We start from the raw sequence: 12,983 nt of genomic DNA, 5'->3' as shown, positions 1-12,983 counted from the left end.
AAGGGGGTTAGCATGTGAAGTATATTGAAATTGGAATCGGGAATAGGTGGTTCATTCGAACGGAAACCGAAAATAAAGATGGAACTGAATTCGAGGAACGAGGAATTATTAAACCAATTTATTTTGAGTCTTTATATGTACGGATTTGGTTTCGGAAAACGTGTTTTATTTTTGATACGAAAGAGGGCTTTAAGAAAGTAAGAAAAAGTAGAGCTGAGTATAAGTTTATTGTTGGAATGGTGAGTAGGTTAAAACAATAGAATCACACAGGGGGTGTTTTTATGATTAGAATTATCACATTCATACTCGCTTTTATTATAATGGGCTATTCTATTTACAGTTGGAATGATGATTCGAAGCAAAGTATGCTCATTTTACAATTACTTTTAGGTTTTATGCTTGCCGGTATGGGGATACACAACGTTAAGAAGGATGAAAAAGAGAATAAGAATATGGGGCTTTTGCTATTACTTACATCACTTTTTTGTATTATTGTATCGTTAATAAAATATTTTAAATAAACCGTTACTAAGCATATTGAGTAACGGTTTTTTGAGGTTATAATGTGCTATTTATATAACCCCGTCGTATACATTACCGTTAAAGTATGTACAATTTCTTCTAATTCTAGTTCTTTATCATTTTGCACGATTGTCCAAAGAAACGTTTCATTCATAGAGAACCAGCCGCATGCGACAATCTCTTTATTTAACTCAGTTCGTACTAATTCATTTTCCTGGGAATGGGTAATGTCTTGTATAATCCGTGTTACAAAGCGTTCGCGAATCTCATCCCATTTTTGACGTATTTCTTTTGAGGTTCTTATTGCTTCTTCAACAACTTGTAATATAGCTCTTTCTTCTTGTGCTAACTGTAAAAAAGCGCGCACTTGATTCTGAATCATATCTCGTGCTTCGACCTTTGTTTGAGGGGAAAAAGAGCGATCAGCAATATCATAAAAGCGATTCATAACATCTTCCATCAAAACGACGAGGAGAGCATCTTTGTTTTTAAAATATACATATGCTGTTCCATAACCAGTTTCTGCATGTTTAATAATTTGCGTGATTGTAGTTTTCTGAAATCCGTTTTTTATAAACATAGTATAACCGGAATGTAATAGTTTCTTTTTTGTTTCTAAGGAGCGATGTTTTCTTGTTGAAAGAGTAGAATTTTTCAAGGAATCACCTCTTTATACTGAAATATCTGAAAATATAATTGTATTGTAAAAGAAGTTTGTATATAAAGTCAACTGACATAATATCATTGACGTTATATCAATTTAAGTGATATATTTCAATTAGTTAGAATAAAAAGAAAATTAAAAGAAGGTGACACCATGTATAAAGAACCATTTCAACCAACTTATGAGTATGCGCTTGAATGTGATAAACATGATGAACTGAAAGATTTTCAATCTGAATTTTATAAAAAAGAAGGAACAATATATTTAGATGGTAACTCTTTAGGGTTGCTTTCAAAAAGAGCAGAGAAATCGTTACTTACCTTGCTAGATTCATGGAAAGAGTTTGGGATTGATGGATGGACTGAAGGTGAGCATCCATGGTTTTTCCTTTCGGAGAAATTGGGTGAATTGACAGCACCTCTTATTGGATCTTTACCGGAAGAAACGATTGTAACCGGTTCCACGACTGCGAATATACATCAAGTTATTGCGACGTTTTATGAGCCAAAAGGAATACGAACAAAAATTCTTGCGGATGAATTAACTTTTCCGTCAGATATTTATGCACTTCAGAGTCAAATTCGTTTAAAAGGCTTAGATCCAGATGAACATTTAGTACGAGTGAAAAGCCGAGATGGAAGAACACTTTCTGAAGATGATATTATTCATGCGATGACCGATGATATCGCTTTAATATTATTGCCTTCTGTACTATATAGGAGTGGACAAATTCTTGATATGAAGCGATTAACAGCTGAAGCTCATAAACGTGGTATTCATATCGGTTTTGATTTATGTCATTCAATTGGCTCCATTCCGCATCATTTTAAAGAGTGGGATGTAGATTTCGCTGTATGGTGTAATTATAAATATTTAAATGCAGGTCCTGGTGGTGTTGCAGGCCTTTATGTAAATAATAAACACTTTAATAGACTCCCAGGATTATCTGGTTGGTTTAGTTCTAGAAAAGATAAGCAATTTGATATGGAGCATTCATTAACTGCGGCTGACCATGCTGGAGCTTATCAAATAGGGACACCTCACGTATTAAGTACTGCACCATTAATCGGTTCTCTTGAAATTTTTAAAGAAGCTGGTATTGAAAAGTTACGTGAAAAATCATTACATATTACGAGATATATGCTTGATTTAATTGAACATGAATTAAAAGGCTTTGAATTTACAATTGGAAATCCATTAGAGGATGAAAAACGAGGCGGGCATATTTATTTAGAACATGCCGAGGCGGCACGTATATGTAAAGCGTTAAAAGCAAATGGGGTTATTCCAGACTTTAGAGCTCCAAATGGAGTTAGACTTGCGCCTGTTGCTTTATACAATACGTATGAGGAAGTATGGAACTCTGTACAGATTTTAAAGAAAATTATGAAAAATGACGAATATAAAAACTTTGAAAATAAGCGAGAGGTTGTGGCGTAAGCATGAAAATATCGCAGTGGATTGATATTTCACAACCGCTAAATAATGATATCGCGACATGGCCAGGGGATACACCGTTCTCGTATGAAGTTTCATGGTCAAAAGAAAACAGTGGTTCAGTAAATGTCGGAAAGTTAACGATGAGTATCCATACAGGTACTCATATTGATGCACCTTTTCATTTTGATAATGACGGTAAGAAAGTGTTGGATTTAGATATTCAAGTTTATGTTGGCCCAGCGCGAATCATTGACGTTTCTAATCTTGAAAGCATCGGGAAAAAGGAATTAGAAAACTTTCATTTAGAAGGTGTAGAACGATTGTTATTACGTACATCTTCACATGGTAAAGCAAATGAATTCCCAGATGTAATCCCGCATTTACGCACAGATATTGCAGCCTTTCTTTCTGAAAAGGGAATTCGTTTAATCGGGGTGGACGTACCATCTGTTGATCCTTTAGATGATAAAGAACTAGCAGCACATCATCAATTATTTAAACATGGAATTCACATTTTAGAAAATGTCGTACTCGATCACGTAGTAGACGGCGATTACGAACTTATTGCATTACCACTTGCATTAACAGATGCGGATGGGAGTCCAGTTCGAGCTGTTATTAGACCAATATAAGTAGAAATGAACACAAAGGGGCGTTTAGCTAATATGAAAGAAAATGAAAAGGTAATTATGGAAAAAGGGATTCATACGGATTTTAAGGAGAATATGACGTACGGAGAGTATTTACAGCTAGATAGCTTATTATCTAGTCAACAAAGATTATCAGATCATCATGATGAAATGTTATTTATCGTTATCCACCAAGCGAGTGAGCTTTGGATGAAACTAATTTTACATGAATTGAATGCTGCAATTGAATCTATTAAACAAGATAAATTACCACCAGCTTTTAAAATGTTAGCACGTGTATCAAAAATTCAGTCGCAAATTATTCAATCTTGGGATATTCTTGCGACATTAACGCCATCAGAATATATTGAGTTTCGTGATTCACTTGGTCAGGCTTCAGGTTTTCAATCGTATCAATATCGAATGATTGAATATGCACTTGGTTATAAAACACCACATGCATTAAAGATTTATGAAAAGGACCCAGAATTACATGCTCGTCTTCATAAAGCACTTCATGCACCAAGTTTGTATGATGTGGCGATACAAGCGCTTGTTAAAGAAGGATTCCCAATTCATAAAGATGTGTTAAATCGTGATATTACGCAGCCTTACGAAGAGGATGCAACTGTAGAAGCGGCTTGGATAGAAGTATATGCGGACGTGCAGAAATATTGGGATTTATATCAGCTTGCAGAGAAATTAATCGATATTGAAGACTGGCTACAACAATGGCGTTTCCGTCATATGAAAACGGTAGAACGAATTATTGGTCATAAAATGGGAACAGGTGGCTCTTCTGGCGTATCTTATTTAAAGCGAGTGCTTGATCAATGCTTCTTCCCAGAGCTTTGGAACGTTCGAACGAAATTATAAAAATAAACTTGTCAGCTATTAAATGCTGGCAAGTTTATTTTTTGTTTTAATAACAAATATGATTTAATAGAGAGAACGAGATGAACTATAAATATTACATAACCATTTAGATGGAGGAAGATTTCTTGAATTTCGAGCAATTACAAAATAAATTTGAAAAGAAAAAGGTTAATACATTTCTTGTTTATCAAAAGGGGGAATTAACGACTGAGTACTATAAAACGATAGACTGTGCAAATGAATTATTTAAAATTAATTCGATTACAAAAAGTATCGTATCTATATTAATTGGTATCGCAATTGATAAAGGATTTATAAATAATATACATACACCAATCACAACATGGATTCCAAATGTGCCGGAGGAAAAGAGGGAACTAACGCTGTATCATTTATTAACGATGACAACAGGAGAAGATTGGAAAGAGTTCGGAAATGGGGTTGTTTTCCCAAATGATTTTGTGGAATCAGACAATTGGGTGCAATACATTTTAGAAAAGCCGCTTATTGAAGAAATGGGTACGAAAATGAATTATAATTCAGGTTCTTCTCACTTACTTAGTTACATCATTCAACAAGCAACTGGAATGTCGACGGAGCAGTTCGCGAAAAAGTATTTATTTGAGCCGTTAAACATTACGGAGTATGAGTGGCAACAAGACCCGCAAGGTATATATGTTGGCGGATTTGGTATGAAAATGAAATCTATAGATTTATTAAAATTAGGAAAAGTATGTTTGCACAATGGATATTCGAAGGGAAATGAAATTATATCATCGAAATGGTTAGAGCAATCAAGTACAGCTCTATTCGAAACGTATGAACATGTCGGAGCATATGGATATCACTGGTGGGTATTAAATAACGAAAGATTTCACATACCGTATTGTATGTATTTTGCTATGGGATACGGAGGGCAATACATTATTATCATTCCGCAGTTAGAGCTCGTAGCTGTAATTAGTAGTCACATGCCAAAACGTGGCCTCGTACCATTAAAGTTATTTATAGAACATATAAAAGAGAATTCCAATCATAAATAAGTAGAGAAATGAGGTGTTTTATGAGAAGTGCAAAAATGATAGCGATTTATAGACTGTTATTAAGTCTTCTAGCGTTTAGTGCACTTATTACTCAATTTGTTACAAGGGCACAAGTGAAACCGTTCAATCCAGTTAACTTTTTTAGTTTCTGCACAATTGAAAGTAATATTTTAGTTGCGGTAATTCTACTATTTAGTAGTTTGGGGACAGCTCTATTTGGACGTTCCGAGCAGTTTGGAGTTCTTCGCGGTGCAGCTACAGTATACATACTGACAACAGGACTTATTTATTTTTTGTTATTAAGGGGATTAGAAGAGTCACTTCAAACACCGATACCGTGGGTAAATACTGTGCTTCATTACATCATGCCGTTAGCGATGATTTTAGATTGGGTTATAAATCCACCTACGAAGACCATTACATGGAAACAGGCTGCGAGTTGGCTTGTTTTCCCGCTTTTATATGTTGTCTATAGCTTAATACGCGGGCCATTCGTGAATTGGTACCCATATCCGTTTTTAGATCCGAGAATAGGTGGATATGGGAGAGTATTTTTATATAGTATAGGGATATCCGTTGTTATTGGAGCTATTTGCGGATTAGTAAAAATGTTAGGGAATCGATCTTTGCATATAAAAAATAATCCTCCTTATTAAGGAAGAAGTACATAAAGAAACCTCTGTCTGTATGTAAAGACGGAGGTTTTTTTGTTTTACCGACTTGTCTTCTGAAAGGACATCTTTAAAAATTCCTCTGTTTTCGTATCAAACTCTACATCCACAAAAACACCATACTCTTTTCCACCCTCACGTAGCCATAATTTAAACTTTTCAACTGTTATTTGAACAGTTTTTGGTTGTCTACCTATATGAAGGTAATCGATAATCTCAGCTTTCGGATATTGTTCTTTCGTTTTTTCAACGGCTAGTTTACCCCATTTTGCATATGGCGGCTGTGCGTGAACAATAGATGGGTCGGTATGTATATTTGAACATGTTGTTATTAAAAAAAATATAAATGCTGTACGTACGAAGAATCGCTTCATAATAAGCTCCTTTTATTCTTTTTGTATATTGTTTACATATTTCTTCAAGCATATAAGTTTGGATTTTTTTGTCTTCTTTACATAAAAGCGAGGGTTTTACAAAACATAACCATGAAATCATTTCCGTAATTAAGGAGGGAAATACATGCGTCAGAAAGCTGTTTTTAAAATAGCGATTTTGCTTGTTTTTATCGGGCTATCTTTAATGGTAAGTAGTATACAGACCAAAAATGTGGAAGCCTTTTCTAATCAAGTGATTCAAAGAGGGGCATCTGGAGAAGATGTCATTGAACTGCAAACTCGTTTGAAATATAACGGATTTTATACGGGGAAAGTTGATGGTGTTTTCGGATGGGGTACATATTGGGCACTTCGAAACTTTCAGCAAAAATTCGGATTGCCAGTTGATGGTTTAGCGGGTGCTAAAACGAAGCAAATGCTTGTAAAGGCAACGAAGTATGATAAGTCGACCGCTAATAAAGATACTACAACTAATAAAGGGAACAGTGGTGGAGGTAAACAGGAAAATAAGCCGCCAAAAAGTACAGGGACAAATGTTCCAAACGGTTATTCTCAAAATGACATTCAGTTAATGGCAAACGCTGTATACGGAGAATCCCGTGGTGAGCCGTATTTAGGACAAGTTGCAGTAGCTGCGGTTATTTTAAACCGTGTCACAAGTGCATCATTTCCAAATACTGTTTCAGGAGTAATCTTTGAGCCGAGAGCATTTACAGCAGTAGCAGATGGACAAATATATTTAACGCCAAATGAAAATGCGAAAAAAGCCGTATTAGATGCGATCAATGGATGGGACCCAACTGGGAATGCATTATATTATTTCAACCCGGATACTGCGACAAGTAAATGGATTTGGACTCGTCCACAAATTAAAAAAATTGGTAAGCATATTTTCTGTAAATAGAGCGGAGGTGGAAACATGTTACGAGGTATTATCATCGTATTGTTAACAGTAGGTGTAGTCGGAACAGGGTATTGGGGCTATAAAGAGCATCAAGAGAAAAATGCAGTATTAATTCGAGCGGAAAATAGTTATCAGCGTGCGTTTCATGATTTAGCATATGAAGTTGATTTATTACACGATAAAATTGGAACAACACTGGCGATGAATTCACGTTCCTCATTATCGCCAGCTTTAGTAGATGTATGGCGTTTAACATCAGAGGCTCGTTCTGATGTAGGACAATTACCTTTAACATTAATGCCATTTAATAAAACGGAAGAGTTCCTTGCGAATATCGGTGATTTTAGTTATCGTGCAGCGGTTCGTGATTTAGAAAAAGATCCGTTAAATGATCAAGAATATAAAACGTTACAAGGTTTATATTCAAATGCAGCAAATATACAAGATGAACTGAGAAAAGTGCAGCATCTTGTATTGAAAAATAATCTTCGCTGGATGGATGTAGAAATGGCTCTTGCGTCAAACCAAGATCCAGCAGATAACACAATTATCGATGGATTAAAGACGGTAGAAAAGAATGTAACATCATACTCGTCCACAAACTTTGGACCGACTTTTACAAGTGCACAAAAGAATAAAAAAGGCGGATTTGAAGCAAAAGGAAAGGCGATTTCGAAAGCGGAAGCGGAAAAAATCGCGAAATCATTTTTAAACTTAAAAGGGAATGAAAAAGTAGAAGTTGAGAAAAGTGGAAAAGGTGCAAAAGAATCATTCTACAGTGTGAAAATTCAAGATCCAGCAACGAACAATGAGTATTATATGGATATTACCGGAAAAGGTGGATATCCAATTTGGGTAATGAACAACCGAGAAATTAAAGAGCAAAAAATCAGTTTAAATGATGCAGGAAGTAAAGGATTAACATTTTTAAAGGATCACAAGTTTACAAATATGGAGCTGTTTGATAGTTCTCAATATGATAATATCGGTGTGTTTACGTACGTTGTAAATGAAAATGGAGTGCGTATTTATCCAGAAGCAATCCAAATGAAAATTGCTTTAGATGATGGGTCGATTGTTGGTTTTTCCGCAAAGGAATATTTAGCATCACATCAAAAACGAACGATTCCGAGTGCGAAGCTAACCGCTGCTGAGGCGAGAAAGAAAATTAACCCCGATGTAAAAGTTATGGAAGAACGTAAAGCTGTAGTAGTAAATGACTTGCATAATGAAGTACTTTGTTATGAATATATTGGTACTTTAGGGAAAGATACGTACCAAATTTTCATTAACGCAAATAGCGGTGCAGAAGAAAAAGTGAAGAAGATGCAAGCTGTTGAGAAAATTTATGATTAAACATCAATGATAAAGTGGTGAAAATAATGAAAATCATTATATATATGTTAATGCTTTGTTTCGTTATTACTGGATGTAGCATTGGAAAAAAAGACAATCCTAATGAAAAGCCAGAACAAAAAAATGTCTCGATGAAAAATGTTACGTATACAAATAAATCAAATAAGCCAAATGAAAAAGCAGCTGATCATCTGGCATCTTTAGCTGCAAGTATACCTGGTGTAAACGATGCGACAGCAGTAGTAGTTGGGAAGTATGCTGTTGTAGGTATTGATGTGAAAGCGAAACTTGATCGAACTCGCGTTGAGTCAATTAAGTATTCTGTTGCAGAAAGTTTAAAGAATGACCCGAACGGTGCAAATGCAGTCGTTGTAGCAGATGTTGATACGTATGAAAGACTAAAACAAATAGGCAAGCAAATTAAAAAAGGTAAAACTGGTGAAGGCATACTTGATGAATTAGCAGCAATTGTTGGCCGAGTAATGCCGCAAGTTCCAAATGATATGATTGAAAATAGAGAAACGAATCCGATTAAAGATAATGATAAACAATTACCAAAAGATGAAGAACAAGAACTACGAAAAGAACAAGAAGATCAGTCAAATAACCATTTGAAAAAATAGTGAAAACCCCGTACTAAATTGTACGGGGTTTTTCTGTAAGATTAAATATTCAGTTTATTTTTAAGGGAATATATGGTTTAATAATGAGGGGAGGGACAACCGTTATGATGAAAAAAAGCGCACTCATATTAGGTAGTTTATGCATAGGTTTTAGTATGACAGCGTGTGACCAGAAGAAAGAAGTGAAGAAGAAAACAGCTATGTCTTCTACTATAACGGAAAATAAAAAGCAAGAGACCATTAATATAAATCATTTCTCAAATATTAATGAAGGAATGACTTATTTAGAAGTGAAAGATTTAATCGGTTTTGAAGGGGATTTACTCATAGAAGAAGGAGAAGAACATTCTACACGAATTAAGCAAATTTTTGCTTGGAAAGGAAACGATCCAAAATCATTTGCTGAAATTACATTTTTGGATGGAAAAGTGCATTCTAAAACACAGCAAGGTTTAAGTTAATAACTTGAAGGAGTGGGAGAGTTAAGCATGAACATACATACAGGGGAAATACAATTAGTTCCATATAAGGAGCAGTATAAAGAGATAATACAATCATTTACTTTACCAAGTGAACAAGTTCAATTTACGGCGAATCCAGGTGAATTACTGGAGAAAGCGAAAAATGATCGAACGAAAAATGTAGTTGTTATTTTAGACTATAACGGAGTACCTGTCGGTGTATTTATATTACAAACAGGTGATAGGGTACAGGAGTTTACAGAAAATAAGGATGCCATACTTTTAACTTCTTTTTCCGTTAATCACAATAAACAAAATAAGGGATATGCTAAAAAATCATTGGCGTTATTACAAGACTTTGTAAAATATTATTATCCAGTAAAAAATGAAGTGATTCTTGCTGTAAATGAAAAAAATATTCCGGCACAAAAGTTATATGAGAAAGTTGGATTTCAAGATAAAGGGTTTAGAAGAATGGGACCAATTGGACAACAATTCATATTACATTTACCTATAACGAGATAATGAGATAACAAAGCTTACTCTTGAAAAAAATCATGTAGTAAGTTTTTTAATTTGAGATATTTTCCGTACATGATATGTTAGATGTATTAAAGTAAGTATTCGAGAAGCATGAAGGTGCAAAACAATTCGATTGTTAAGCATTTAAATACGTGAGGGGTAATCATATGACAATTTATATTGCACTACTACGGGGAATTAATGTAGGTGGACATAAAGTAATCAAAATGGCAGATTTGAAAATAATGTTTGAATCAATAGGGTTAAAAAGAGTGAAAACATATATTCAAAGTGGAAATGTAGTGTTTGAGTCAGAAGAAGAGATAAGTTTTTTAAAGGAACGAATTGAATGTGAAATTAACAACGTTTTTGATTTCAATGTTCCAGTCATGTTACGAGCAAATGATGAATTTATTAATATTATTAAAAAGTGTCCTTACGAGACCCATTCGTTATTAGAAGGAGAAAGTGTACATGTGGCCTTTTTAGCTAATCCACTTTCTGAAGAAGACAGTAAGCGGTTACTTATGTACAAAAGTGACATAGAAGATTGCCATATCGAAGGAAGAGTAGTGTATTTATTTTTCAAAAAAAGCATTCGTAATTCTAAACTAATGAACCAGTTTCAAAAATTACATACGCCAGCTACAGTAAGGAACTGGCGGACTGTGAATAAGCTGAAAGCAATAGCAGAAGGTATTTAAACATAAAAAAGTGGTTTTCTGCATTTAGAAAACCACTTTTTTTATTTATATTGTTTGGCGACAATGAGTTCAACAATAGGGAAAATAAGAAAGGATGAACAGAGTGCTATAAAGAGTGGAAGGTTTTTTACACCATCCAAATTGGAACCCATAGAAAATCCTTCCGAGCAGAGTAATATAAGGAACATAACACCTACAAGCACAAAATACGCGATTTTAAAGCTTTTATATGTAATTTGTTGTCCCATCTCATCTTGACTTTCTTTCGATACTCCGTTTGGATCTCCCCATGTAATATGATTAATTAAATTACTAAGTATTAAAGAAGCAGCGAAAATTGTCCCACCCAAAATTGAACCTTCAGTTATGTATTTGTATGTGCCATGTACAAGTATAGCGATTAAAGATAAAGTTATGATTACAAAAATAATTTTTTTAGTATTCAATATATAATTGCACCTCCACTTTTGTAAAAAACTCTTTACATCCATAGTATAAAATTGGAAAAGTTTTATGTCAAACGTTTTTTACATATGAAGTGAATGTTTATGATATTTTGTTTAAAGGATGAAGAAAAAATTACATTACATTTGAATGTAAAAGAATGGGCTCGCATATATTTGGAAGGGATGTCAGATTAATTTAGGGGGTAGTTATGTCTATTCTTTTAAAAGCTGGTGCAGATGCAGGAAATAATGGTTTGAAGTTAATGGTGAAAGGGCAGGAACCTATTTTTATTCCGAGTATTTATTCCTTATATATAGGTGAGTCTACGGGGTTGTTAGATGAGGGTGAAGTTTCATCGTCAGAATTAGAGAATCACATTGATGTGACCATTAGTTCTCCATCGCTAATGTTAAATAATGTACGATACATCGTTGGAGAAAAAGTGATTCAAGATCAATTAAAAGGTACTGAAGTGGAGAAAAAATCAAATAAATCTACTGATGAGTTAATGGTCATTACAATCCTTTCAGGTTTAGCGATAAGTGCTATGCGTCAAAGCCCTACTTCAAGTCATATTAATATTCGTTATGATTTATCTGTTGCTCTTCCAATGCAACTTATTACACAGGAAATTGCTGCTGAAAATGCGAAACGGTATATGGGTAATCACAAGGTCATATTCCATTATCCAAATGGACGCGATGTTACGATTAATGTTTCTATTGAGTTTTGTAAATGTCTACCTGAAGGCGCTTCTGGGACGTGGGGGATTGTATATGATGAGGAAGGAAATGTTGTGAAACATAAAATAGAATGTGAACAAAATCAAGTTTCAGAAATTGATTTTGTAGATAAAACTTTATTGTCTTTTGATATTGGCGCGGGGACAACGGAAGAAGTTGTTTCATTAGGGGTAAATTTCCGTCCGCAATTAAGTAAAGGATTATCATATGGTGTAAAAGAAACGTTACTACAAATTATTACGAGATGGAATCGGAAATATCCTACGAAAACAATTGATAGCATTACAGAATTTAACCAAATTTATTTAAATGAAAAGCACCCAAGAAATGCATTGTTAGTTGAGGAATCGCAGCCAGCATTTTTAGGTTTAGCAGCACGTGTCGCAACGGATATTATTAACAAAATTGATGATATGAAAGACGATCCATATGTATTTATTTATGGTGGGGGCGCAGTTATTATTAAAAATAGCTTAAAAATGATTTTGAAACAAAAAGGACGCTTGAAAAATGTGATCTTTGTAGATAACCCGTTATTCACCAATGCTCGTGGGTTATTAGTATATACATGCTCGCCAAAATATAGAGAGCATAAGCAAAAAGAGTTAGGGTTTACAAACTTAACGATAAGTTAGTTGGTGGAAGTATGCGATCTAGGCGATATAAACGTGGTGATCGAGTGAAAATTAATATTAATAAATCGGTATCGCCTGAAATGATTGCTTGGCTTAATAAACAATCTAATCCAACTAATTTCTTTTTCTTTGCGGCCCAGCAATTATTTAAACAAGTAGGAGATATTGATGTATCAAAAACCTTGCCAAGTAGCCATGTTTTTTCTTTATATATAGAACCATCATCTCTATTAAAAGTTGAAATGAATCCATTTAAACACGTACCACTAGAAAATAGTAAATCCACCGAAAATGTAAAAAAAAAATCGTGGGAATCTGTTGACCAGTTAGATTGTCCATTTTTTTAAG

The 12,983-nt window shown here is 34.3% G+C and carries 18 protein-coding genes; 15 read left to right on the top strand and 3 right to left on the bottom strand.

The window, feature by feature from the left end; all coding sequences use genetic code 11:
* The first annotated feature begins 14 nt into the window (after positions 1-14).
* Entirely contained in the window at positions 15-260 is a 246-nt protein-coding gene (locus MKY70_RS14530; protein ID WP_000873838.1) for a DUF3977 family protein, read from the top strand.
* Positions 261-281: 21 nt separating this feature from the next.
* Complete coding sequence (locus tag MKY70_RS14525) at positions 282-521, top strand: DUF3953 domain-containing protein (protein WP_002165667.1); 240 nt, start codon at positions 282-284, stop codon at positions 519-521.
* 47 nt (positions 522-568) lie between these two features.
* Here MKY70_RS14525 and MKY70_RS14520 read toward each other — a convergent pair whose 3' ends face one another.
* Complete coding sequence (locus MKY70_RS14520; RefSeq protein WP_016101297.1) at positions 569-1,180, bottom strand: TetR/AcrR family transcriptional regulator; 612 nt, start codon at positions 1,178-1,180, stop codon at positions 569-571.
* Between the two features lie 159 nt (positions 1,181-1,339).
* Here MKY70_RS14520 and kynU point away from each other — a divergent pair, with 159 nt between their 5' ends.
* The 5 genes from kynU to MKY70_RS14495 all read left to right on the top strand — a co-directional run bounded on the left by kynU (position 1,340) and on the right by MKY70_RS14495 (position 5,830).
* Positions 1,340-2,626 (top strand): kynureninase, encoded by a 1,287-nt coding sequence (gene kynU / locus MKY70_RS14515; protein ID WP_107886815.1) that lies wholly within the window; start codon positions 1,340-1,342, stop codon positions 2,624-2,626.
* 2 nt (positions 2,627-2,628) lie between these two features.
* Complete coding sequence (gene kynB, locus MKY70_RS14510; RefSeq protein ID WP_044444362.1) at positions 2,629-3,258, top strand: arylformamidase; 630 nt, start codon at positions 2,629-2,631, stop codon at positions 3,256-3,258.
* A 33-nt stretch (positions 3,259-3,291) separates the two neighbouring features.
* Positions 3,292-4,131: a tryptophan 2,3-dioxygenase gene (gene kynA, locus MKY70_RS14505; RefSeq protein ID WP_044444363.1), complete on the top strand. Its 840-nt coding sequence runs from the start codon at positions 3,292-3,294 to the stop codon at positions 4,129-4,131.
* Between the two features lie 125 nt (positions 4,132-4,256).
* A complete protein-coding gene (locus tag MKY70_RS14500) occupies positions 4,257-5,174 on the top strand; it encodes a serine hydrolase domain-containing protein (protein ID WP_088033639.1) in 918 nt (305 codons plus the stop codon).
* Between the two features lie 20 nt (positions 5,175-5,194).
* The gene (locus tag MKY70_RS14495) at positions 5,195-5,830 is read left to right on the top strand and encodes a Pr6Pr family membrane protein (protein ID WP_341024821.1); all 636 of its coding nucleotides are present in this window, start codon (positions 5,195-5,197) and stop codon (positions 5,828-5,830) included.
* A 56-nt stretch (positions 5,831-5,886) separates the two neighbouring features.
* Here MKY70_RS14495 and MKY70_RS14490 read toward each other — a convergent pair whose 3' ends face one another.
* Positions 5,887-6,219, bottom strand: a complete 333-nt coding sequence (locus MKY70_RS14490; RefSeq protein WP_002013085.1) for a DUF3889 domain-containing protein — start codon at positions 6,217-6,219, stop codon at positions 5,887-5,889.
* Positions 6,220-6,364: 145 nt separating this feature from the next.
* On the opposite strand from MKY70_RS14490, the gene sleB reads away from it, so the two are divergent.
* From sleB to MKY70_RS14460, 6 genes are all read left to right on the top strand, one after another.
* Positions 6,365-7,144 (top strand): spore cortex-lytic enzyme, encoded by a 780-nt coding sequence (sleB, locus tag MKY70_RS14485; RefSeq protein WP_002032721.1) that lies wholly within the window; start codon positions 6,365-6,367, stop codon positions 7,142-7,144.
* Between the two features lie 15 nt (positions 7,145-7,159).
* Positions 7,160-8,500 carry a germination protein YpeB gene (gene ypeB / locus MKY70_RS14480; RefSeq protein WP_002032722.1) on the top strand — a complete coding sequence of 447 codons (1,341 nt, stop codon included), beginning with the start codon at positions 7,160-7,162 and terminating at the stop codon, positions 8,498-8,500.
* Between the two features lie 26 nt (positions 8,501-8,526).
* Positions 8,527-9,123 (top strand): YhcN/YlaJ family sporulation lipoprotein, encoded by a 597-nt coding sequence (locus MKY70_RS14475; protein ID WP_002085166.1) that lies wholly within the window; start codon positions 8,527-8,529, stop codon positions 9,121-9,123.
* Between the two features lie 104 nt (positions 9,124-9,227).
* A complete protein-coding gene (locus MKY70_RS14470; protein WP_002165674.1) occupies positions 9,228-9,584 on the top strand; it encodes a hypothetical protein in 357 nt (118 codons plus the stop codon).
* Positions 9,585-9,611: 27 nt separating this feature from the next.
* Positions 9,612-10,109: a GNAT family N-acetyltransferase gene (locus tag MKY70_RS14465; protein WP_033709200.1), complete on the top strand. Its 498-nt coding sequence runs from the start codon at positions 9,612-9,614 to the stop codon at positions 10,107-10,109.
* Between the two features lie 164 nt (positions 10,110-10,273).
* Positions 10,274-10,810 carry a DUF1697 domain-containing protein gene (locus MKY70_RS14460; protein WP_088033642.1) on the top strand — a complete coding sequence of 179 codons (537 nt, stop codon included), beginning with the start codon at positions 10,274-10,276 and terminating at the stop codon, positions 10,808-10,810.
* 41 nt (positions 10,811-10,851) lie between these two features.
* On the opposite strand, the gene MKY70_RS14455 is transcribed toward MKY70_RS14460, so the two are convergent.
* Positions 10,852-11,256 (bottom strand): hypothetical protein, encoded by a 405-nt coding sequence (locus tag MKY70_RS14455; RefSeq protein ID WP_002127690.1) that lies wholly within the window; start codon positions 11,254-11,256, stop codon positions 10,852-10,854.
* A 209-nt stretch (positions 11,257-11,465) separates the two neighbouring features.
* Here MKY70_RS14455 and MKY70_RS14450 point away from each other — a divergent pair, with 209 nt between their 5' ends.
* Positions 11,466-12,635, top strand: coding sequence for a ParM/StbA family protein (locus MKY70_RS14450; RefSeq protein ID WP_002013097.1), 1,170 nt, complete (start codon positions 11,466-11,468; stop codon positions 12,633-12,635).
* An 11-nt stretch (positions 12,636-12,646) separates the two neighbouring features.
* The gene (locus MKY70_RS14445) at positions 12,647-12,982 is read left to right on the top strand and encodes a hypothetical protein (RefSeq protein WP_002085171.1); all 336 of its coding nucleotides are present in this window, start codon (positions 12,647-12,649) and stop codon (positions 12,980-12,982) included.
* The last annotated feature ends 1 nt before the right edge of the window (position 12,983 follow it).

The organism is Bacillus sp. FSL R9-9492 (assembly GCF_038007365.1).
GTDB classification, from domain to species: domain Bacteria; phylum Bacillota; class Bacilli; order Bacillales; family Bacillaceae_G; genus Bacillus_A; species Bacillus_A mycoides.
This window is presented reverse-complemented; position numbering and strand designations above follow the sequence as displayed.